Annotated in this window: 21 protein-coding genes and 1 pseudogene; 8 read left to right on the top strand and 14 right to left on the bottom strand. The window is 66.7% G+C overall.

What is annotated here, in order from left to right; all coding sequences use genetic code 11:
- Both B7R24_RS11690 and B7R24_RS11695 read right to left on the bottom strand, forming a co-directional pair.
- Entirely contained in the window at positions 1-855 is an 855-nt protein-coding gene (locus B7R24_RS11690) for a C40 family peptidase (protein WP_116419157.1), read from the bottom strand.
- Between the two features lie 241 nt (positions 856-1096).
- Complete coding sequence (locus B7R24_RS11695; RefSeq protein ID WP_116419158.1) at positions 1097-1789, bottom strand: metal-dependent transcriptional regulator; 693 nt, start codon at positions 1787-1789, stop codon at positions 1097-1099.
- Between the two features lie 89 nt (positions 1790-1878).
- On the opposite strand from B7R24_RS11695, the gene serC reads away from it, so the two are divergent.
- Entirely contained in the window at positions 1879-2991 is a 1113-nt protein-coding gene (serC, locus tag B7R24_RS11700) for a phosphoserine transaminase (RefSeq protein WP_116419159.1), read from the top strand.
- Between the two features lie 46 nt (positions 2992-3037).
- Here the strand turns inward: serC and B7R24_RS11705 are convergent, their stop codons facing one another.
- Positions 3038-3787: a DUF3027 domain-containing protein gene (locus tag B7R24_RS11705; protein ID WP_253259436.1), complete on the bottom strand. Its 750-nt coding sequence runs from the start codon at positions 3785-3787 to the stop codon at positions 3038-3040.
- A gap of 2 nt (positions 3788-3789) precedes the next feature.
- A complete protein-coding gene (locus tag B7R24_RS11710) occupies positions 3790-4170 on the bottom strand; it encodes a cold-shock protein (protein WP_116419160.1) in 381 nt (126 codons plus the stop codon).
- Between the two features lie 91 nt (positions 4171-4261).
- Between B7R24_RS11710 and B7R24_RS11715 the strand changes: the two genes are divergently transcribed.
- Positions 4262-4531, top strand: coding sequence for a hypothetical protein (locus B7R24_RS11715; RefSeq protein WP_116419161.1), 270 nt, complete (start codon positions 4262-4264; stop codon positions 4529-4531).
- Positions 4528-6336, top strand: a complete 1809-nt coding sequence (locus B7R24_RS11720; protein WP_116419162.1) for a helicase-associated domain-containing protein — start codon at positions 4528-4530, stop codon at positions 6334-6336. The genes B7R24_RS11715 and B7R24_RS11720 overlap by 4 nt, the downstream gene beginning before the upstream one ends.
- A 116-nt stretch (positions 6337-6452) precedes the next feature.
- On the opposite strand, the pseudogene B7R24_RS18525 reads toward B7R24_RS11720, so the two are convergent.
- Together B7R24_RS18525 and B7R24_RS11725 are read right to left on the bottom strand one after the other, a co-directional pair.
- Positions 6453-6782, bottom strand: a pseudogene (locus B7R24_RS18525) (wHTH domain-containing protein); the annotation flags it as partial.
- Positions 6703-8745 (bottom strand): wHTH domain-containing protein, encoded by a 2043-nt coding sequence (locus B7R24_RS11725; protein ID WP_147304028.1) that lies wholly within the window; start codon positions 8743-8745, stop codon positions 6703-6705. The gene B7R24_RS11725 and the pseudogene B7R24_RS18525, both read right to left, overlap by 80 nt.
- 98 nt (positions 8746-8843) lie before the next feature.
- Between B7R24_RS11725 and B7R24_RS11730 the strand changes: the two genes are divergently transcribed.
- The 3 genes from B7R24_RS11730 (at position 8844) to B7R24_RS11740 (ending at position 13027) form a co-directional block, all read left to right on the top strand.
- The gene (locus tag B7R24_RS11730; protein WP_116419164.1) at positions 8844-10499 is read left to right on the top strand and encodes a DNA repair helicase XPB; all 1656 of its coding nucleotides are present in this window, start codon (positions 8844-8846) and stop codon (positions 10497-10499) included.
- A 75-nt stretch (positions 10500-10574) separates the two neighbouring features.
- Positions 10575-11264, top strand: coding sequence for a response regulator transcription factor (locus B7R24_RS11735; RefSeq protein WP_116419165.1), 690 nt, complete (start codon positions 10575-10577; stop codon positions 11262-11264).
- Positions 11265-11290: 26 nt separating this feature from the next.
- Entirely contained in the window at positions 11291-13027 is a 1737-nt protein-coding gene (locus tag B7R24_RS11740) for a sensor histidine kinase (protein ID WP_116419166.1), read from the top strand.
- A 29-nt stretch (positions 13028-13056) separates the two neighbouring features.
- Here B7R24_RS11740 and B7R24_RS11745 read toward each other — a convergent pair whose 3' ends face one another.
- The 6 genes from B7R24_RS11745 to B7R24_RS11770 all read right to left on the bottom strand — a co-directional run bounded on the left by B7R24_RS11745 (position 13057) and on the right by B7R24_RS11770 (position 17438).
- The gene (locus B7R24_RS11745; RefSeq protein ID WP_116419167.1) at positions 13057-13551 is read right to left on the bottom strand and encodes a hypothetical protein; all 495 of its coding nucleotides are present in this window, start codon (positions 13549-13551) and stop codon (positions 13057-13059) included.
- 314 nt (positions 13552-13865) lie between these two features.
- Positions 13866-15485: a chaperonin GroEL gene (gene groL, locus B7R24_RS11750; RefSeq protein ID WP_116419168.1), complete on the bottom strand. Its 1620-nt coding sequence runs from the start codon at positions 15483-15485 to the stop codon at positions 13866-13868.
- Between the two features lie 134 nt (positions 15486-15619).
- Positions 15620-15826: a cold-shock protein gene (locus B7R24_RS11755; protein WP_116419169.1), complete on the bottom strand. Its 207-nt coding sequence runs from the start codon at positions 15824-15826 to the stop codon at positions 15620-15622.
- Between the two features lie 143 nt (positions 15827-15969).
- The gene (locus B7R24_RS11760; protein ID WP_116419170.1) at positions 15970-16524 is read right to left on the bottom strand and encodes a LytR C-terminal domain-containing protein; all 555 of its coding nucleotides are present in this window, start codon (positions 16522-16524) and stop codon (positions 15970-15972) included.
- Between the two features lie 19 nt (positions 16525-16543).
- A complete protein-coding gene (locus B7R24_RS11765; protein ID WP_116419171.1) occupies positions 16544-16846 on the bottom strand; it encodes a DUF3263 domain-containing protein in 303 nt (100 codons plus the stop codon).
- Between the two features lie 130 nt (positions 16847-16976).
- The gene (locus B7R24_RS11770; RefSeq protein WP_253259437.1) at positions 16977-17438 is read right to left on the bottom strand and encodes a GNAT family N-acetyltransferase; all 462 of its coding nucleotides are present in this window, start codon (positions 17436-17438) and stop codon (positions 16977-16979) included.
- Positions 17439-17505: 67 nt separating this feature from the next.
- Here B7R24_RS11770 and msrB point away from each other — a divergent pair, with 67 nt between their 5' ends.
- Both msrB and B7R24_RS11780 read left to right on the top strand, forming a co-directional pair.
- Entirely contained in the window at positions 17506-17916 is a 411-nt protein-coding gene (gene msrB / locus B7R24_RS11775; protein ID WP_116419172.1) for a peptide-methionine (R)-S-oxide reductase MsrB, read from the top strand.
- Between the two features lie 24 nt (positions 17917-17940).
- Complete coding sequence (locus B7R24_RS11780; RefSeq protein ID WP_116419340.1) at positions 17941-18486, top strand: nitroreductase family protein; 546 nt, start codon at positions 17941-17943, stop codon at positions 18484-18486.
- A gap of 14 nt (positions 18487-18500) precedes the next feature.
- Here B7R24_RS11780 and B7R24_RS11785 read toward each other — a convergent pair whose 3' ends face one another.
- Positions 18501-18836 (bottom strand): hypothetical protein, encoded by a 336-nt coding sequence (locus B7R24_RS11785; protein WP_116419173.1) that lies wholly within the window; start codon positions 18834-18836, stop codon positions 18501-18503.
- Between the two features lie 131 nt (positions 18837-18967).
- Positions 18968-20092 (bottom strand): fatty acid desaturase family protein, encoded by a 1125-nt coding sequence (locus tag B7R24_RS11790; RefSeq protein WP_116419174.1) that lies wholly within the window; start codon positions 20090-20092, stop codon positions 18968-18970.
- Positions 20093-20185: the final 93 nt, after the last annotated feature.

The following is a 20185-nucleotide window of genomic DNA, read 5'->3' on the forward strand; positions in this document are numbered from 1 at the left end:
CTAGATACCCAGTCGCACGAAGTAGTAGCTGCCCCACACCGGCCGGTGCTCGACGTAGCGACCCCAGTCGGGCGAGTCGATCATGGTGCCGTCGCCGGCGTAGATGCCGATGTGGCCGATCGGGTAGACCATCAGGTCACCCGCCTGTGCATCGGCGGCGGAGATGCGTGTGCCCATCGCGGCCTGGTTGCTGACCGTGCGAGGCAGCTTTATACCGAACTGCCCGAAGACGTACTGGGTGAGCCCGTCGCAGCCGAAGCTGGTGTCGGGGCTTGCGCCGGAACCATAGGGAACGACGCCGACGAATTGCTGCGCGAACGCGACGACCGCTGCACCGCTGTACGGGCCGGAGGGCGGGTCGACGATGAGGCCGCTGTTCGAGGCCGCGCTGCTGCCGGATGATGACGACGTGGTCGACGTGGCCGTCGTGGTCGCCGTCGTGCTCGCGACAGCGGCTACGCGAAGTGCCGCCTCCTTCGCGGCGGCCGCTGCGGCCTCTGCCTCGGCTTTCGCCTTGGCGGCAGCCAGGTCTTCTGTGCTCGGAGCCTTGTAGTTGTCGCGGCTGATCGTTGCGTCGACAGCGGTGTCGGCGACGGCCAACGACTGCTGGCCGGTCTCGAGTGCGACGGTGGACGTGCTGGGATCGAATGCCCCCGCCGTGCTGAACGCATAGGCCGGAAGGGCCATCGTGGCGATGAGGCCGGCTGCCGCCGTCATGACCACGGTGCTGGCGATGCCGCGCTTGGTGATGCGGGGCTTGGAGCGGGGCTTTGCGTGCGAGACGCGGGTGCGGGTGATGCTTTTCGGGTTGTGCTTCGACTCTGGCGAGTCGAGCGAGTCGCTCGAAAGGGGCAAGATAATTCCTCCGGCACGCTGCGGGTCTAGGTCGCAGCCCCGACGCTGTGCGGAGCATCTGACGATGCGGCCACCCTGCGCGGGTTTGTCTGTGTCTTTGTTTGGTTCGTCTTTTGTCGGGCAGTGAGCCGTGAGTACGGGCCCCGTGGACTTGTTCGATGGTACGGGAGACCCCCCGTTTTGTCACCTCGAAATGCCACTTTGCAACAAATTGGTAACGAAGGTTTACGACTGCATGGCCTCAGATGCCGACGAAGATGTGACTGGCGACCTCGTTCGGCAGTTCCAGCCCCTGGCCGAACCCCTCCACCTCGACGAGCACGTAGGAGCCGGCGGCAGAAAAAGCTGCGCTGTTGCCCGGAACCACTCCGGACTGTTTCAACTGCAGCAGCAGCTCGGGGTCGACCTGGGCCGGTTCACCGAGACGCTTGATGACCTTGGTCTGCGGGCCGACCGCTCCGTGCACCAGCGTCACGATGTTGACCACGCCCCGCGTGAACGGGATGGCCGCCATGTCGCCGAGCTCCTCGAGCCCGGGAATCGGGTTGCCGTAAGGCGATTCGGTCGGGTGGTCGAGCATCTCGAGGATGCGCCGCTCCACCTGCTCGCTCATCACATGCTCCCAGCGGCATGCCTCTTCGTGCACGAACTCCCAGTCGAGCCCGATGACGTCGCTCAGCAACCGCTCGGCCAGACGGTGCTTGCGCATCACGTGGATCGCCTTCCGACGCCCGGGCACGGTCAGCTCGAGGTGCCGATCGGTCGAGACGACGACGAGACCGTCGCGTTCCATGCGGCCGACCGTCTGCGACACTGTCGGCCCGGAGTGCCCGAGACGCTCCGAGATGCGCGCGCGCAGGGGCGTGATGTTCTCTTCTTCGAGCTCAAGAATGGTCCTGAGGTACATCTCTGTGGTGTCGATCAGATCCGCCAACGGCCGCTCCTAGCTTCTTGCGCACGTAGGGTACAAGACTACTGGCCGTCGATCCGGGCGTGGCACCGGCCGTCAGTACACTAGGGGCCATGCCCGCGATCGAGATTCCCAGCGCCCTTTTGCCCACCGACGGCCGATTCGGTTCGGGCCCGTCGAAGATCAGGGCGGAGCAGCTGGCCGACCTGTCGGCACGCGGGGCCGCCATCCTGGGTACCTCGCACCGCCAGGCACCGGTGAAGAACCTGGTCGGCGATGTTCGTTCGCGGCTCGGCGAGCTGTTTCGCATCCCCGAAGGCTACGAGGTGGTGCTCGGCAACGGTGGTTCCACTGCATTCTGGGACGCGGCTGCCTTCGGTCTCATCCTGAACCGCAGCGAGAACCTGACCTTCGGCGAATTCAGCTCGAAGTTCGCGGCGGCGGCGGGTGCGCCCTGGCTGCAGAAGCCGCACATCGTCGACGCACCCGCCGGTTCGCGCGGTGAGGTCGAGATCGTCGAGGGCGTCGACGTGTATGCCTGGCCGCACAACGAGACGAGTACCGGCGTGATGGCGCCGATCCATCGGGTGCACGGGGATGCCGGCGCGCTCACCGTGATCGATGCGACCAGCGCTGCCGGCGGCATCGACTTCGACGCGGCCGAGGCCGATGTGTACTACTTCGCGCCGCAGAAGAACTTCGCCTCCGACGGCGGCATCTGGCTCGCCCTCTTCTCTCCCGCCGCCATCGAGCGGGTCGAGCAGATCGCCGCATCCGGCCGGTACATCCCGGAGTTCCTGAGCTTGAAGAACGCCCTGGACAACTCCCGGCTCAATCAGACCCTCAACACCCCGGCCCTCGCCACGCTGCTGCTGCTCGACAACCAGGTGAAGTGGATCAACGACAACGGCGGCCTGGCCTGGGCCTCAGCGCGCACCGCGGAATCGACCTCCGCCGTCTACGACTGGGCCAACGCGTCGAGCTTCGCCACGCCCTTCGTGCTGAACCCGGAGCACCGCTCGCAGGTCGTCGCCACGATCGACTTCGACGACTCCATCGACGCGGCCGCCATCGCCAAGGCGCTCCGCGCGAACGGAATCGTCGACACCGAGCCCTACCGAAAGCTCGGCCGCAACCAGCTGCGCATCGCGACCTTCGTCTCGGTCGAACCCGACGACGTGCGGGCGCTGCTCGGCTGCATCGAGTTCGTGCTCAGCAAGCTCTAGTCCGGGCTGAGCACGCTCCCGTTCGGGCTGTGCACGCCCTGGCGGGTCAGTAGGCCCGGTCGTCGCTGAGGCCATCCGGATCGCTGAGGCCCTCGATGTCGCCCGCATCCACGAAGTCGTCGGTCGCGTCGAAGGCGGCGCCCTCATTGGCGATCGAATCGATGTCGATGCCGTCGCGGTCGCGCCGGAGCGCGAGTGACGCGACGACTTCGGCGTCGGGTTCGTCGTCCTCGGAGTCGTCGTCGTCCTCGTCCGAATCGTCGTCGTCGTCGTCGTCGTCGTCGTCGGAGTCGTCATCCTCGGAGCCGTCCTCGTCGGAGCGGTCGTCGTCGTCTCCGCCGTCAGACGGCTCGTCGTCGAGCTCCTCGTCGACATCGTCGTCATCGAACTCGCTCTCCGAGTCGTCGATGAGGGCATCCGGAGTCAGACGGTCGGCCCAGGGCACCCAGGCGGGCGACAGCACCGAGGAGTCGCCGGGAAGCATCTCGACCTCGAGCACCGTCGGCTCGGCGTTCTCGTCGACCCGCGCGAGGGTCGCGGTCCAGTGCCAGTCGGGGTACCCGGGCAGCTTCGACTGGAAGAACAGGCTGAGCAGGTGCTCTCCTTCGACCTCGTGCCCGACGACCTCGCCGATCGTCTCGGCGGGGGCGATCTCGGCGAGCGCAGCGCGAGCCTGCTCGACCGCGGCGAGCAGCACGGGATCTGCCTCGTAGACGATCTCGGCGATCGATCCGTCGGGCTCGTCGACCACGGCGACGAATTCATCGTCGGGCAGCGCGTTTTCGTTCTCAGGCAACCTCAGGCGTCCAGCTCGTCGGCGACCTTGCGCAGAAGCGCGGCGATCTTGCGGCTGTGGCTCGCTTCGGGGTAGCGCCCACGCTTCAGGTTCGTGCCGATGCCGTCGAGCACCTTCACGAGGTCTTCGACGATGATCGACATGTCATCGGCCGGTTTGCGGCTGAGCTTCACCATGCTCGGTGGGGCTTCGAGCACACGAACCGAGAGGGCCTGCACACCGCGCTTGCCGTCGGCGATGCCGAACTCGAGCTTGGTGCCCGCCTTGACGCTCGCTCCCGCGGGCAGCGCTGACGCATGCAGAAAGACCTCCTGGCCGTCATCGGAACTGATGAAGCCGAAGCCTTTCTCTTCGTCGTAGAACTTGACCTTGCCGGTTGGCATGTGCGGATCTCCTCTAAGTCTTTGCCGGTTTCTTGCATTCCGGCCACCCCTCAGCCTATTCGCTCCACAGGGCATGCGTATTGTTAGGAGCGTGACCGACATCAATACACCGCCCGTCAACCGGGCCCAGCGCATCCTTGCGTACATGGTCGCCAGTGCTGTAGGGCTCTCGATTCTCGCCTTCCTCGCCGTGATCATCGGCACCGCCGCCGGTATGAAGGGCGACAGTTTCAGCCAGGGCGTCTGGCCGACCATCCTCCTGCTGCCGCTGTTCGGGTTGCCGATCGGCTTCGTCTTTCTGGTGGTGCTGCTCGTCATCAGCCTCAGGAAGCGCGCCCGCGAGGCTCGCAGCATCAAATGAGTGACACGCTCGCTCTGGCCAGCCGACTGCAGACCGAGAGCGATGCTGCTCTCGTCGGTCTGCTGAACAGCCGCCACCTCGCCAAGCGCGACCTTCGCGACTTCTTCGACCTGGCAGATGCACTTCTGGCGCCCGAGTCGATCCAGGATGCCCTGGCCCACCTCGATCGCGAGACCCTCGCTCTTGTCGCAACCGGCGGCATCCCGCGCGACAGCGCGCCTGCGGCCGTGTCGAAGGCCTACGACGCGGGCCTGCTCGCCGACGTCGACGGGATCCTGCAGCCGTATGAGAGCGTTCTCCACGTTCTGGGCTCGTGGCCCGAGCGCGGTCTGCCCTCCATTGCCGAACTCTCGTCGGTCGCGGCGCCCGAGGCTCCGGAGGCCCTCTCCGACGGCCAGCGCGGCAGCACCGACCAGCTCGCCGCCGAGCGGGCTTTCGAGACGACCGTCGCCGTCACCGAGCTGACGAACGCCCTCGCAACGACCCCCGCCCGCGAACTCGCGAAGGGCGGTCTCGCCGTCCCCGACGCGAAACGGCTCTCGGCGGCCACCGGCCAGGCAGCAGATCTCATGAACACGGTGTTGAGGGTTGCTGCAACCGCCGGCCTCACGACCCGGGAGAACTCCTCCTGGTTCTCCACATCGGCCTCCCGCGAATGGATGCTGCTCCCCCTCGCCAAGCGCTGGGGCACCCTTTCTTCGGCCTGGGTGGCAGCCCTGCCCGAGAACGTGCGACTCGTACTCTGCAACCGTGTGCACAGCGTCTGGGGCGAGAGTCTGGCCGACTACCTGCGCTGGCTCTATCCGGCGGGCGGTGCGAATCTGACCGACCAGATCGAGCAGTTCACGGTCGACGCCGAGCGTCTCGGCATCGCCATCGCCGGTTGTGCCAGCTCTGCGGGCACCGCGCTGCTCTGCGACGGCGAAGAGGCGGCCGTGCTCGCGGTGCAGCCGCTCCTGCCCCCCGAGGTGAGTACCGTCTACCTGCAGCACGACCTCACCGTCGTGGCCCCGGGCCCGCTCGAGCCCGCCATCGACGCGACCCTGCGGCAGCTGGCCCAGGTCGAGACGCATTCCCTTGCATCGTCGTACCGCATTTCGCAGGCTTCCATCGCGCGGGCGCTCGGTGCGGGGTTCACGGCGGCGAGCATCCGGAGCTTTCTCGAACGCATCGCGCCCGGCGGCATTCCGCAACCGCTCGAGTACCTCATCGCCGACTCGAGCGCGCGGTACGGCCTGCTGCGTGCCGGCGTTCTCGTGCCGACCAGCGCAGACCTCGCCCAGAGCTTCGTTCGCTCCGACGATGTGGAGCTGCTGCACACGATCGCCGTCGACCAGAACCTCTCGGCCCTCGGCCTGGTCTTCACGTCGGAGAATCGCCTCACCAGCACGTTCGATCTCGAGACGGTGTACTGGATGCTCATCGATGCGCGCTATCCCGTCATCGCCGAGGGCCCGGGCGGCGACCCTGTCGCCCTGAACCGGATCCACGTGGTGGAGCCCCGACGTGAGAGCACCAATGAGGCGGCCGAGCAGCTCATCAACCGCCTGCGCGGCAGTGGCGTGCGCCCCGGTGCCGACACGGCCGAGGCGTGGCTGGTGCGCCAGCTCGACGTCGCCGTGAAGAACAAGACCGCCGTCATCGTCACCGTCAAGCTGCCGAACGGCTCAGAAGTCAGCTTTCCGGTCGTGCCCACCAGCATCGGCAGCGGTCGTATGCGCGGCACCGACCAGAAGGCGGGCGTCGAGCGCACCCTTCCGCTCGCGAGCATCACCCAGGTGCAGGCGGCGGTCTCCGCCGGCTGACACCGGTCGACGGTCGCCCCCCTCCGCCCGGCGGATGATCGTCCGCCGGGCGCGACTGGCCCGGGCCGCACCCGGGGCAGCGCCGGATCTGTCGTCTGCACCTCGAAACCGAACTGCTCGAGCCTCGCTTTTACGTCATCCGCTCGCCGGGTGACCCGTACGGAAAGGGTGAGGAGCTCTAGGAGGGTGACCGTCTCTCCCACTCTCCGCCAGGGTCTGGATCCACTGCCGGTGCGGCTCAGGAGAACCTCGTCGTCAGGCTCGAGATGCTTCACCCGGAACGGGACCGGCAAGAGGGAATAGCCGAGCCCACGAAGTCTCCTCTTCGCCCGCTTGAGCGAACCCGCACCCGACCCCGAAGCGCGATCACGCACGTCGAGCGGATTGATCGGTACACCGACAGGCCAGAACGTCGAACGGGTTCGATCGGTCGCCGCCAGCCGCACGTCGCGGCGGGTGAGCGGCCAGTGGTCGACGCGAGCGTGGTCGTCGTCGCTCAGCCCGAGGTGCTTCGCGAGTCGGTCGCGGTCGAGATGGTCGCGGTCGCGGCGGTCGCGGTCGCGGCGGTCGCGGTCGCGGCGGTCGGCATCGGGGCTGTCGGTGTCGCGGCTGTCGGCATCGGGGGCTGTCGGCATCGGGGCTGTCGGTGTCGGGGAACGGTGCCGGGTCGAACTCCGGGCGCTCCGGCCGGAGGTCGCTGTCGACCGAGAACCCCAGCCGTCGAAGGCCCGCCGCCACGGTGTCGACCGGGGTGCCGGTAGCGCGGGCGGCCGCCTCGAGGTGGGCGAATTCGACCCGGTTCTTCACCGAGAGCCAGGGCTCGCCGCCGTTACCCCACTGGCTGGCGGCGACCCGTTCGTGCGGGGTCGGTGGAGCATCGACGAGCAGCGCCCACGCGTCGTCCACCGCGATGTGCCGGTTCCTCAGTTGGTCGTCAGCCTGCTCGAGAGTGAGACCGCTCGCCTCCGCAGCCCGTACGATCGCGAAGGCCGCGAAGCGTCGGGGCTGTTCGATGAGCCAGAAGGTGTTCTGTTCGAGGAGGGTTCGCAGGAACTCGGTCGTCTCCGGCAGCGCAGCTGCCGCGTCGGGGAGCGGGAGCCCGAGTTCCCGCGCACGACCGACGATCCGGGCGATCGGCCAGCGCAGATGCCGCTCGGTGTCGTAGACGGCGATCGCATCCGCCGCCCACGGAGAGGTGAAGTGCCAGGTGGTACCCCACACGGTGCGGCTCACCGTGTTGAGAAAGACGGAGTCGGTCGGTCGGGCCGGCAGTACCGCGGGCCACTCGGAGGTGTCGATGTCCAGCTGGGCAAAGGCTCCTGCCGCCAGGCAGCGGGTCGCCCACCAGGCGACCGTACCGTCGACGACGCCTGCCCCGCCGGAGCAGTCGCCGACGAGATGACCGGTGGTCGCGACGTCCATCGCCCCGGTTCTCTGCCGGATGGCCAGCCCGGCGCTCGATGCTCCGTCGACCAGGGAGTCGATGAGCGGCGGGTTGAAGGGGAAGACGGCATCGAGCCAGAGGGGTGACCCGACGAAGAACCAGGCAGGCCCGAGGGCCGTGGGAATGGCGGCGGCGGCGAGGGCGCGCCAGGCATCCTCATCGAAGGCGAGGATTCGTTTGCGGTCGACGGTGAGCTGGGGCATGTGCTCGCCCGTCAGATTGATCACCGATCCATAGGAGAAGGACTCGGCCCAGAGCCCGTCAGATTGATCACCGATCCATAGGAGAAGGACTCGGCCCAGAGCCCGTCCGCGAGCACCGGTCCCCATCCGTCGACCCACCACACGCAGGCCGAAGCGTCGCCGACGGGCGGGCGGTCGGGGTCGAAGGGGGTCTTGGACGATCGCAGGTTGACCTCGCCGGCCGCCCGCTCGTGGTGCGGACCACCGGCGGCAGTCGCCGTCATCGCGCAGGGGCACACGATCACCCAGTCGCGGAGTGCCGAGCGAACCGTCACGAAGGAATGTCGTCGTGACGATCTCGACCCGCGAGGCGATCATGAAGTACGAGAGCACTCCGATTCCGAAGCGGGAGTTGGTCCAGAGCGGAACGGGCGGCTCGGCCCGTTCGTAGTCGCGCAGCTCGTCGCAGAATGCCACCCGGTCGGTCGATCGCACTCCCGCCCGGCTGAACGCCTGTTTGAGCTCGGGCAGGCCCATGCCGACCCCGGTGTCCGCGCACTCGACGAACATCGCCCCGTCGACGTCGACGCCGTCGAGGAAACGGATGCGCCGCTCGGCCGGCGCGGGAACCGCACGATGGAGGTACCGTCGCCGCGCATCCAGGTGGCGGCAGGCATCCACTGCGTTCTGGTACAGCTCGCGAAGAGCCAGTGACGCGTCGCCGTACAGGCTCTCCCCCATCAGGAGATCACGCACGGCGCTCTCGTCGAGCTCGAATCTCACGGCCATCCTCTCTCGGGCACCGCTGAGCCGACTATATCTCAGTAAGGGAGCTGGGGGGCGGGCATCGACCGGGCGAGCGGCACGTAAGCTTGGCAGTTATGCCAGACGGACCACTGATCGTTCAGAGCGATCGCACGGTGTTGCTCGAGGTCGCCCATCCCGAGGCCGACGGAGCGCGGCACGAGCTCGCGGTCTTCGCCGAACTCGAGCGGGCTCCCGAGCACATCCACACCTACCGCATCACCCGGCTGGGCCTCTGGAACGCGCGGGCCGCAGGCCATACGACCGAAGAGATCCTCGGAACGCTCGAACGGTATTCGAAGTTCGCTACTCCGCAGTCGGTGTCCATCGACATCGCCGAGACCGTGGCACGGTACGGCCGGCTCGTCATCGAACGACAGCCCGACGGGGTTCTGACGCTGCGGGCGACGGACTCGGCGGTGCTCGCCGAGATCGTCAAGGGCAAGCGCATCGCTCCCCTCCTCCCGTCGCGGCTGAGCGACGACATGTACGTCATCGAGCCGTGGGCGCGCGGCCAGCTGAAGCAGGAGCTGGTGAAGCTGGGCTGGCCCGCCGAAGATTTCGCCGGTTACACACCCGGCACACCGCACGAGATCACCCTCGATGAGTCCGACTGGCACCTCCGCGGGTACCAGCAGGAGGCGATCGACAACTTCTTCGAACGCGGATCGGGTGTCGTCGTGCTGCCGTGCGGCGCGGGTAAGACTCTCGTGGGCGCAGGAGCCATGGCGACCGCGAAGACCAACACGCTGATCCTCGTCACGAACACCGTCTCGGCCAGGCAGTGGCGCTCTGAACTGTTGCGACGCACCTCGCTCACCGAAGACGAGATCGGTGAGTACTCCGGCCAGGTCAAAGAGGTCAAGCCGGTCACCATTGCGACGTACCAGATCCTGACGGCCAAGAGAAAGGGTGCCTACGCCCATCTCGAGCTGCTCGATGCGCTCGACTGGGGGCTCGTGGTCTACGACGAGGTGCACCTGCTGCCCGCCCCGGTGTTCAAGCTGACCGCCGACCTGCAGGCCCGCCGCCGGCTCGGGCTGACCGCGACCCTCGTTCGAGAGGACGGCCGCGAGGGCGACGTCTTCAGTCTCATCGGGCCGAAGCGGTTCGACGCCCCCTGGAAGGAGATCGAGGCGCAGGGCTACATCTCCCCCGCCGACTGCTTCGAGGTGCGGATCGACCTGCCGCAGCGCGACCGGCTGGTCTATGCAGCGGCATCGGATGATGAACGGTACCGACTCGCCGCAACCGCCCCGGCCAAGCTCGACGTGGTCAGGCGGCTCGTCGAGAAACATGCCGGAGAGCGCATCCTGGTGATCGGCCAGTATCTGGACCAACTCGACGAGCTCGCCGACGAACTCGGGGTCCCCCAACTCACCGGCTCCACCCCCATTCCCGAGCGGGAGCGTCTCTACCAGGCGTTCCGCGACGGCGACGAGCCCATCCTCGTCGTGAGCAAGGTCGCGAACTTCTCGGTGGACCTGCCCGAGGCCACCGTGGCGATCCAGGTGTCGGGGTCGTTCGGCTCGCGGCAGGAGGAGGCGCAGCGCCTCGGCCGGCTCCTGCGCCCGAAGGAGTCGGGCCTCTCGGCGAACTTCTACACGCTGGTCGCCCGCGACACGGTGGACCAGGACTTCGCGCAGAACCGCCAGCGTTTCCTCGCCGAGCAGGGCTACAGCTATACGATCCTCGACTCAGAGACGCTGGGCGGGCATCCGGTCGCCGCCTGAGACGAGCCGCGCCGGGTGGCAGGGCCTTGAAGAAGCTCACAGCAAGCATCCAGTGAACCTGCAGATAATGGAGGCATGACCGGACCCCGCATCCTCATCGTCGACGACGAACCCAACATCCGTGACCTGCTCACCACCAGCCTCCGATTCGCCGGCTTCGCTGTGCGGGCCGTGAGCAACGGCGCCCAGACCATCTCGGCGGTGCTCGAAGAAGAGCCCGACCTCATCATTCTCGACGTGATGCTGCCCGACATGAACGGCTTCGGGGTCACCAAGCGCCTGCGTGCGGCCGGGTACACCGCCCCGATCCTCTTTCTCACAGCGAAAGACGACACCGAAGACAAGATCACCGGGCTCACCGTCGGTGGCGACGACTACGTGACCAAGCCGTTCAGCCTCGACGAGATCGTGGCGCGCATCAAGGCGATCCTGCGACGCACCATGCAGGCCGATGAAGACGCGATCATCCGCGCCGGCGAGCTCACGATGGACCAGGACACCCACGAGGTCTTCGTGGCCGACACCGCCATCGAGCTGAGCCCGACCGAGTTCAAACTTCTGCGCTATCTCATGCTGAACCCGAACCGCGTGCTGTCGAAGGCGCAGATCCTCGATCACGTCTGGGAGTACGACTTCAACGGCGATGCCGGCATCGTCGAGTCGTACATCTCCTACCTGCGCCGGAAGCTCGACCAGTACTCCGAGGAGTCGCTCATCCAGACCAAGCGCGGCTTCGGTTACATGCTGAAGGTCAGCAAGGCGTGAGCCGACAAGCGTAGGGTTGCCCTGTTATGGCTGTGACACCTGCGACCTTCTGGGGTTCGATCTCCCTTCGCACCAAGATCACTGGGGTGACGGTTCTGCTGCTCACCGTCGGCCTGGTCGTCGCGGGCATCGGCACCATGACCGTGTTGCGCCAGTATCTGCTGCAGCAGGTCGACAAGGGCTTGTCCGTCGGCTACGACGACGTCTCGACGTTCCTCGGCAAGGGCGCGACGAAAGACGTGTTCACCCTTGACACCGTCTCGACCGCACCGACGACCTACTATGTCGCCCTGCTCGGCCCCGACGGCAGCATCACGGCGAGCAACTGGGGTTCGCAGGCCACCACGAAAGAGCCGAACCTCTCGGGGCTGCAGACCACACCGGGCGCTGAGGTGCAGGCCGAGAAGCCGGTCTACGAGATCTCGTCCTCTGACGGCAAAGACGAATGGCATGCGATCGTTCGCACCATCGGGTTTCAAGACCAGACCACCGGCACGATGGTCATCGCCGCGTCGCTCGAGAAGACCGACAGCATCACCACGACATACCTCTCGATCTTTCTCGCCTTCAGCGTCGGGGTCGTCGTGCTGGGTGCCCTGCTGACGCGGCTCCTCGTGACGAGCACCTTTGCACCCCTCCGCGCCGTGGAACGCACGGCCGCCGAGATCGCCGACGGCGATTTCAGCCAGCGCATGTCGAATGCCACCCCCAACACCGAGGTGGGGCGGTTGAACCGGTCGCTCAACACCATGCTCAGTCGCATCGACACGGCGTTCAGCGACCGGGCGAAGACCATCGAGCAGATGCGGCGGTTCGTCGGTGACGCCAGCCACGAGCTGCGCACCCCCCTCGTCTCGGTTCGCGGGTACGCCGAGCTCTACCGCATGGGCGCCCTGCAGTCGCCCGAAGAGGTGGCCAAGGCGATGGACCGCATCGAGAAGGAGGCCATTCGCATGGGCGCGCTGGTCGAAGACCTGCTCGAGCTCGCCCGGCTCGACGAGACCCGGCCACTGAACCTCACGAGCATCAACCTGGTTCCGATCGCGGTCGACGCGGCCCTGGATGCCCGGGCCTCCAGTCCCGAACGGGTCGTGTCGATCATCCTGCCCCGCTCCTCCCAGCCCGTGTCGCTCGCCCCCGCGGCGGATGCGGCCACCAACCCCTACGGCATGACGATGGGCGACATCGCCGCAGGCCACGCTGAGCTGGCCGGGGACAAACCGCCGGTCAACAACCTCACCGGCCCGATCAGCTTCGCCGGGGCCACCATTGCGCGACTCCGCGGGCGACGAACGCGCGGCGACGGCACGGTGGAACTCACTCCCACCGATGTCGCACTCTCGACCTTCGACTCCGACGACCACGAGGGTGTGGCGCCGGTGATCATGGCCGACGAGAACAAGATCCGGCAGGTCGTCGCCAACCTGATCGGCAACGCCCTGCGGTTCACCGCCTCAGACAGTCCCATCGAGGTCTCTGTGCAGGTCGACGAGGCCAAGCGGCTTGCTGTGCTCGACGTCATCGACCACGGTGAAGGCATTCCGCCTCAGATCCGCGAGAAGATCTTCCAGCGGTTCTGGCGGGCCGACTCGTCGCGCACGCGTGAGACCGGTGGCAGCGGACTCGGGCTGGCGATCGTGGCGTCGATCATCGCCGCGCACCACGGTACCGTCGAGGCTGTCGAGACGGCCGGCGGTGGAGCGACGTTCCGCGTCAGCCTCCCGCTCGTCGGGGCCGACGCACCGACCGCCGCGACCTCCTGAGCGGAGGTCGCGGCCATCGGCCGCCGTCGTCACCGTGTTCCGACAGCCGGGCGCACGGTGCTCGCCTCCCGCTCGGGACTGCGTACGACGGTGGTCGCACCGGCGTCGGAGGCGGCCTGGATGCGCCACGCCACTGCGGCGACAGCGGTGACATCCTGCTGCCAGTCGCTGTCGACGCCGATGACGACGACCGGAGCGAACAGCGCACCATTGGCACGGAAGACGGCATGGGCAGACCGGATGAGCGCCGCGCCCCAGAGCTCGGGGTGCGGCAGTGATTCGTCGACTATCAGGCTGCGGAGCTCGACCGGATGCACGGACCCTGTCGGGCCCCACCACACCGCCCTGGCCACCGGTGTGGCGTCGGGGGCGTCGTCGACGAAGGCGAGCCAGGTCCATTCGCGCCGGAAGCTGCCCGCCGCGATGCCGCGGCCGAACTGGTCGGCGTCGACCCAGTCGATGGGGTCGCGGGTGGAGAACTGAAGCAGCGACAGGTCATCGCTGCGTTGGGAGACACGGAACACGAGAACTTCTTTCGAGAGAGGGGAATTGCTGCTCTCTCCCGAGCGACGCGACGGCCAGGTTCAGGCGGTGGCAGATATCGGAGGGAGAGCCTTGATGAATCGAACAAACGCTGGGTTCTTCATCTGGATCTCACCTCCTCGGGCATCTCGTCTTCGTGGGCGGCTGAGTGCCGCGGGTGCCCACATTAGCCACAAGCGCGCGCCGGGCGCAACTCATTCGCGTATATGCCTCTGCCGGCATGCGCCGCAGGGGCGGCGGCGCATAGCAAAAGCGGGCCTGCCCGAAAGGGCAGACCCGCTTTTGCGCAACTAACTCAGAAGTCCATGCCGCCGCTCGGGTCGCCGACGGGCGCAGGGTTGCGCTCGGGCTTGTCAGCCACGACGACCTCGGTGGTGAGGAACAGGCCGGCGATGGATGCGGCGTTCTGCAGGGCAGAGCGCGTCACCTTCACCGGGTCGTTGATACCCGCGAGGAGCATGTCGACGTACTCGCCGGTTGCGGCGTTGAGGCCGTGACCGGTGGGCAGGTTGCGCACCTTCTCGGCGACGACACCGGGCTCGAGGCCCGCGTTGACAGCGATCTGCTTGAGCGGGGCGTCGATGGCGACCTTGACGATGTTCGCGCCGGTTGCCTCGTCTCCGACCAGCTCGAGCTTCTCGAAGGCGGTCTTGCCGGCCTGGATGAGGGCGACGCCACCACCGGCGACGATGCCCTCTTCGACGGCAGCCTTGGCGTTGCGCACGGCATCTTCGATGCGGTGCTTGCGCTCCTTGAGCTCGACCTCGGTCGCGGCTCCGGCCTTGATGACGGCGACGCCGCCAGCGAGCTTCGCGAGACGCTCCTGGAGCTTCTCACGGTCGTAGTCGCTGTCGGTGTTCTCGATCTCGTTGCGGATCTGCTGCACGCGACCGGCGATCATCTCGCTGTCGCCAGCGCCCTCGACGATCGTGGTCTCGTCTTTCGTGATGACGACCTTGCGGGCACGGCCCAGCAGGTCGAGCGTCACGTTCTCGAGCTTGAGGCCGACCTCCTCGGAGATGACCTGGCCACCGGTGAGGATGGCGATGTCCTGCAGCTGCGCCTTGCGACGGTCACCGAAGCCGGGAGCCTTGACGGCGACCGACTTGAAGATGCCGCGGATCTTGTTGACGACGAGGGTGGCGAGTGCTTCGCCATCGACGTCTTCGGCAATGATCAGCAGCTGCTTGTTGGCCTGGATGACCTTGTCGACGATGGGCAGCAGGTCTTTGATCTGCGAGACCTTGGTGTTGACGATCAGGATGTAGGGGTCTTCGAAGACGGCTTCCTGGCGGTCGGGGTCGGTCACGAAGTACTGCGACAGGTAGCCCTTGTCGAAGCGCATGCCCTCGGTCAGCTCGAGGACGGTGCCGAACGTGTTCGACTCCTCGACGGTGACGACACCCTCTTTACCGACCTTGTCGATGGCCTCGGCGATGAGCGCACCGATCTCAGGGTCTCCGGCGGAGATCGAGGCGGTCGCCGCGATCTCTTCCTTCGTCTCGATCTCTTTGGCGTTCGCGACGAGCTCGGCGATGACGGCTGCGACAGCCTTCTCGATGCCCTTCTTCAGGCTGATCGGGTCGGCGCCGGCCGCGACGTTGCGCAGGCCTTCGCGAACCAGGGCCTGGGCGAGCACCGTAGCGGTCGTCGTACCGTCGCCGGCGACGTCATCGGTCTTCTTGGCGACCTCTTTGACGAGCTCGGCACCGATCTTCTCGTACGGGTCGTCGAGCTCGATCTCCTTGGCGATGGACACACCATCGTTCGTGATGGTGGGCGCGCCCCACTTCTTCTCGAGGACAACGTTGCGGCCGCGCGGGCCGAGTGTCACCTTGACGGCGTCAGCCAAAATGTTGAGTCCACGCTCGAGGCCGCGTCTGGCCTCTTCGTCGAAAGCAATAATCTTTGCCATGTGTGTTTCTCGTCCCTCCCGGGCGTCATGAAAGATTCATAAAGGTCTTTAGCACTCAGACAGGCCGAGTGCTAAACCAATACTGGCACTCGACAGGTTAGAGTGCAAGTGACGCTGGAGAGAGCCGAGCCCGATCACGACGCCAGGCGCACCGACTCCGCCTGAGGGCCCTTCGAACCCGTGCCGACCTCGAAGATGACCTGCTGGCCCTCCTCGAGCACCTTGTAGCCCCCCATATCGATGGCGGAGTAGTGCACGAAGACATCCTGCCCGCCACCCTCCACCGTGATGAAGCCGTAGCCCTTTTCAGCGTTGAACCACTTGACGGTTCCGTTCGCCATTTGTTACTCCCATTGCTGTGTTGCTGACCACATTTCGAGTGAAATGATCCGTTTGATCAGTAAAACGGTGCAGCCACCCAAAAGTGCTCGCGGTCATCACAATTCAACAAGGATTAAACAATCCCGAAATGTGTGCGGAGGCCCTACCCGGCGACGTCTGTGTAGTCGGTGCCCAGCACGGCGGTGAGCGAGGCACCCTGGAACTGGTCGGAGAGTGCGGTCGCGATGCCGCCGAGGCTCGCCGCAAGCCCCTTGGCCGCTGCTTCGGAAGCCGCGTCGGAGTAGTACACCGTCGACACCGTCACGTCGGTCGAGCTCGCGTTCGCCTCTGCGCCGACCGACCATCCGTCAGCGGTGGCCCGCTCTCCCGCACGGGTTGCGAGGCCCTCGGTGTTCGTGCCGTTCAGGATCGTGACCGTGGCCTGCGGATCGACGGTCGGCTCGACGGTGGGTGTCGCCGTGGCGGAGGGCAGAGCATCCGTCGCTGCCGTGGTGCTCGAAGCTCCCGGTGTCAACTGGAAGCCGTTGTTCACCACGAGCAGCCCGAGCACGCCCAGAGCGACGAGCACCCCGGTGGCGAGCGCAGCCCAGCCGAACGCGACCCAGCCGCGGCCGCGGGGCCTGGGACCCCTGTGCACACCACGCCTGGGCGAGTCTGCCGGGAGGTTGTCGAAGGAGTCGAGGGGTTCTGGAGCCATGGGTGAAGGCGTGCCGTTCCTATTCGCCGGGCGGGAGCAACCGGGCCGACCGGGCGGCCGTTCGGGTGTCCCGCATCCGCTGGAGTCGTCTGATGAGCATCGGGTCGAACGCCAGGGCCGCGGGGGAATCCACCAGCGCAGAGACGATCTGGTAGTACCGGGCCGCCGGGAGACCGAACTGCTCGCGGATCGCCTGCTCCTTCGCGCCGACGTGTGTCCACCACTCCCGCTCGAACACGAGCACGCGCTGGTCGCGTTCGCTCAACTGTTCGGGTCGGTGGCCGGCCGGGGCCGACGATCGGTGCAGGTTCGCGTCGCCCATCTGTCGCCCAACCGCCCATCCGTGCTGCACTCCGGCCGCCCCGTGCGGCGGTTTCGGCCCATTCTAGGGGGCCGTACCTTGGCGCCGGATGCACGGCACGGCGCGGCTCGCACGGGGCCGCGGGCACGGGTCAGCGGATGCCCGCCCGGTACATCGACGTGTGCATGATGCCGGCCTCGCTGAACTCGTCACCGAACGGAACGAAGTCGAATTTGGCGTAGAGCCCGGAAATGTAGCTCTGCGCGTGCAGCAGCAGCGCCTCGTGACCGAACTGCTCGAGCACCCGGTGGATCAGGAGCTGGGCCAGCCCGCTGCCCCGCCGATCGGCCGCCACGACGACCCGGCCGATGAGGCGCCGACCGTCGAGATGCTCGGGCACGTCGTCTTCGATCACCCGGAGGTAGGCCACGATGCGGTCGCCTTCGGCCAGCCAGTAGTGCACGGTCGACTCTTCGAGATCGCGGTCGTCCAATTCGCTCTCGTCGACCTTCTGTTCGACGTAGAAGACATCGGTACGGAGCTTGAGAAATCTGTAGAGCTCTGTCGTTGTGAGCTCGCTGAACCTCTTCTGAATGATGGAATTGTCAGGCACGGCCCCGAGTTTATAGTGAGGATGGAGGGCGGCCGCGGGCCGCCGTCACACCCGGAAGGATGTACCGATGAGCTACGAAGTGAGCAAGACCGACGAAGAGTGGCGGCGGAAGCTCGACCGCGAGGAGTATGCGGTTCTCCGCAAGGCCGCCACTGAGCGCCCCTGGACGGGCGAGCTGCTCGACGAGAAGCGTGAAGGCATCTACAAGTGCAAGGCGTGCGGGCAGGAGCTGTTCCGAAGCGACACCAAGTTCGACTCGCACTGCGGATGGCCGAGTTTCTATGCGCCGAAGGATTCGGATGCCGTCGAGTTGATCGAAGACAAGACCCTCGGAATGGTGCGCACCGAAGTGCGCTGCTCCAACTGCGGGTCGCACCTCGGTCACCTCTTCGACGACGCCCCGCAGACCCCCACGGGTGACCGGTTCTGCATGAACTCTGTGTCGATGTCGTTCGACACCGAGAACCAGGCGCGCTGAAGAACCGTGTCTGCGCTCGACAGCATGCTGCGGCGGCGTTCCCACTCGAAGGTGGGGAGTACAGCTCCCAGCCATGAGGAGTTGCTGCGGCTGGTCGAGGCGGCGGGAACCGTCGCCGATCACAGTTCGTTGCGTCCCTGGCGGCTCATCGAGCTGCGGGGTGATGCCCGCGACGTTCTGGGGGCCGCCCTGGCCGAGGCGGAGGGCGCCTCGGCCGGCGGCCGGGAGAAGATCATCGCGAAAGTGCGGCGCGCTCCCCTGCTGATCGCCATCGTCGCGGTGTACCGGCCGAGCGGGAAGGTACCGCACTGGGAGCAGGAGGCCGTGGCATCCGGCGTCGCCCACGCGCTCTCGCTGCTGCTCGACGAAGCCGGCTGGGGCGTGCTCTGGCGCACGGGGAGCCAGACACGGCACGATGCGGTGCGCGAGGCGCACCGGCTGAAGAAGAACGAGCAGCTGCTCGGCTGGCTCTACGTGGGCGATGTGCCCGGCGGAGGGTCTGGTTCCGATGCGTCGAAGCCGCTGCGTCGCAAACTGGTCGACCCGGCCGACCACCTCAGCTCGCTGTAGCGACGGCCGGGTTCTCAGACCGGGCGGCGACGTTCGTGCAGGCCCAGAGGGTTCACCGGGTCGGGGGCGAGCCGGCGGGAGCGCTCGAGCAGTTCGCGCACGTGGAACCCCATGTAGGCGGATGCCCGGGCCAGCGTCGTCTCGGAGGAGACCCACACCCGCAGGCCCCGCTCGTCGCAGCCATAGGTGTAGACACCGAACAACTCTCGCGGGCCGTCGGAGTACCTCAGGATCCAGCCGAGGCAGCGACCGTCGTGCGCCATGAACCACACATCATCGCTCCACGGTGTCGGTGCGTAGACGACGTGGGGCTGCGTTTCGTCGACAGTCGGGCCGAGGGGGGCGCTCACAGAAGAAGAGTATGCTCTGCGACTGGAAAAATCCTGCAGACGCGAGCGGTGTTGCCCAATCGTCACCGAACGGGGTGCCGAGGGGGGTTCCGTGGAGAGCGCCGTGGGCGGTTCGCCGATCGTTCCGCGGGTCACCGACCGTAGGCCGATGCCGCCGGGCACATGAATTCCTTGCTCGCCGCGGCGATGCCGACGGTGTTCATGTGCTTCACGACAACGCCGTACGCCTCGGTCAGAGTCGTCTCGGTGTAGAGGATCGTGTGCGTCTCGCAGTACTCCCGAGCGATCTGCTGGGCTTTCCGCAGCGCCGGGCGGGGCATGTTCGGAAAGAGGTGGTGCTCGACCTGGAAATTGAGGCCGCCCATGAAGGCGTTCATGACCCAGCCACCGGAGATGTTCCGCGAGGTCAGAACCTGGCGGCGCAGGAAGTCGACCTTGGAGTCATGCGGAAGCACCGGCATGCCGATGTGGTTCGGGGCGAACGACGAGCCCATGTAGAGACCGAAGACGGCGAGCTGCACGCCGAGGAAGGCGAACGCCATGCCGAGCGGGAGCATCAGGAAGATCACGGTGACGTAGGTTCCGATGCGCGCGAGCAGCATGATGATCTCGACGGTGCGCTTGTCGACCTTGCCGCGGCCGAACACCGTTCGAAAGCCCTGCAGGTGCAGGTTCAGGCCCTCGAAGATGAGGATGGGGAAGAAGATGTAACCCTGGCGCTTCGTGAGCCAGCGGGAGATGCCCCGGGTGTTCGCCGCATCCTCTTCGATGAACGACACGAAGTCACGGTCGATGTCGGGGTCTTTGCCAATGATGTTCGGGTTCGCGTGGTGGCGGGAGTGCTTCGTCATCCACCAGCTGTAGCTGATGCCCACGAACAGGTTCGCCAGCGTGCGGCCGGCGAGGTCGTTCGCCCTGCCCGACTCGAAGACCTGGCGGTGAGACGCCTCGTGGGCCAGGAACGCGAACTGCGTGAGGATGAGCCCGAGGGCCGCGGCCATCAGCAGCTGCAGCCAGGAATCGCCGAGCAGGATGAAACCGGTGACGACCCCGCCGAGCGCGGCGATCAGGATGCCGAACAGCAGACCGTAGAAACCGGTGCGCCGGCGAAGCAGACCGGCATCCCGAACGGTGCGCAGCAGCGCGGAGTACTCCGTGGTGGGGTTCGCCCGGTTTCCGCCCGGCTTGGTGCGGGTGAATGAGACGGTGGGAGCTGCGGGGCCAGAAAGTGCGGGGGTGCTCACTGGGAGCCTCATTTCGGGTGGCACGAGAGAAAGAGGTCACAGGATGCTGACCCGACCACTCGGTGGTGAACTGGTGACCGTGTTCCGGGGCAACCGCTCCTGACG

This window comes from Subtercola boreus (genome assembly GCF_003399645.1).
In the GTDB taxonomy this organism is placed as follows: Bacteria; Actinomycetota; Actinomycetes; order Actinomycetales; family Microbacteriaceae; genus Subtercola; species Subtercola boreus_A.

Excerpts from the sequence above, each read along its gene's own strand:
- serC (WP_116419159.1), top strand. The coding sequence starts at position 1,879 with ATGCCCGCGATCGAGATTCCCAGCGCCCTTTTGCCCACCGACGGCCGA.
- B7R24_RS11710 (WP_116419160.1), bottom strand. The coding sequence starts at position 4,170 with ATGCCAACCGGCAAGGTCAAGTTCTACGACGAAGAGAAAGGCTTCGGC.
- B7R24_RS11720 (WP_116419162.1), top strand. The coding sequence starts at position 4,528 with ATGAGTGACACGCTCGCTCTGGCCAGCCGACTGCAGACCGAGAGCGAT.
- B7R24_RS11730 (WP_116419164.1), top strand. The coding sequence starts at position 8,844 with ATGCCAGACGGACCACTGATCGTTCAGAGCGATCGCACGGTGTTGCTC.
- B7R24_RS11735 (WP_116419165.1), top strand. The coding sequence starts at position 10,575 with ATGACCGGACCCCGCATCCTCATCGTCGACGACGAACCCAACATCCGT.
- B7R24_RS11740 (WP_116419166.1), top strand. The coding sequence starts at position 11,291 with ATGGCTGTGACACCTGCGACCTTCTGGGGTTCGATCTCCCTTCGCACC.
- groL (WP_116419168.1), bottom strand. The coding sequence starts at position 15,485 with ATGGCAAAGATTATTGCTTTCGACGAAGAGGCCAGACGCGGCCTCGAG.
- B7R24_RS11755 (WP_116419169.1), bottom strand. The coding sequence starts at position 15,826 with ATGGCGAACGGAACCGTCAAGTGGTTCAACGCTGAAAAGGGCTACGGC.
- B7R24_RS11760 (WP_116419170.1), bottom strand. The coding sequence starts at position 16,524 with ATGGCTCCAGAACCCCTCGACTCCTTCGACAACCTCCCGGCAGACTCG.
- B7R24_RS11765 (WP_116419171.1), bottom strand. The coding sequence starts at position 16,846 with ATGGGCGACGCGAACCTGCACCGATCGTCGGCCCCGGCCGGCCACCGA.
- msrB (WP_116419172.1), top strand. The coding sequence starts at position 17,506 with ATGAGCTACGAAGTGAGCAAGACCGACGAAGAGTGGCGGCGGAAGCTC.
- B7R24_RS11780 (WP_116419340.1), top strand. The coding sequence starts at position 17,941 with ATGCTGCGGCGGCGTTCCCACTCGAAGGTGGGGAGTACAGCTCCCAGC.
- B7R24_RS11790 (WP_116419174.1), bottom strand. The coding sequence starts at position 20,092 with ATGAGGCTCCCAGTGAGCACCCCCGCACTTTCTGGCCCCGCAGCTCCC.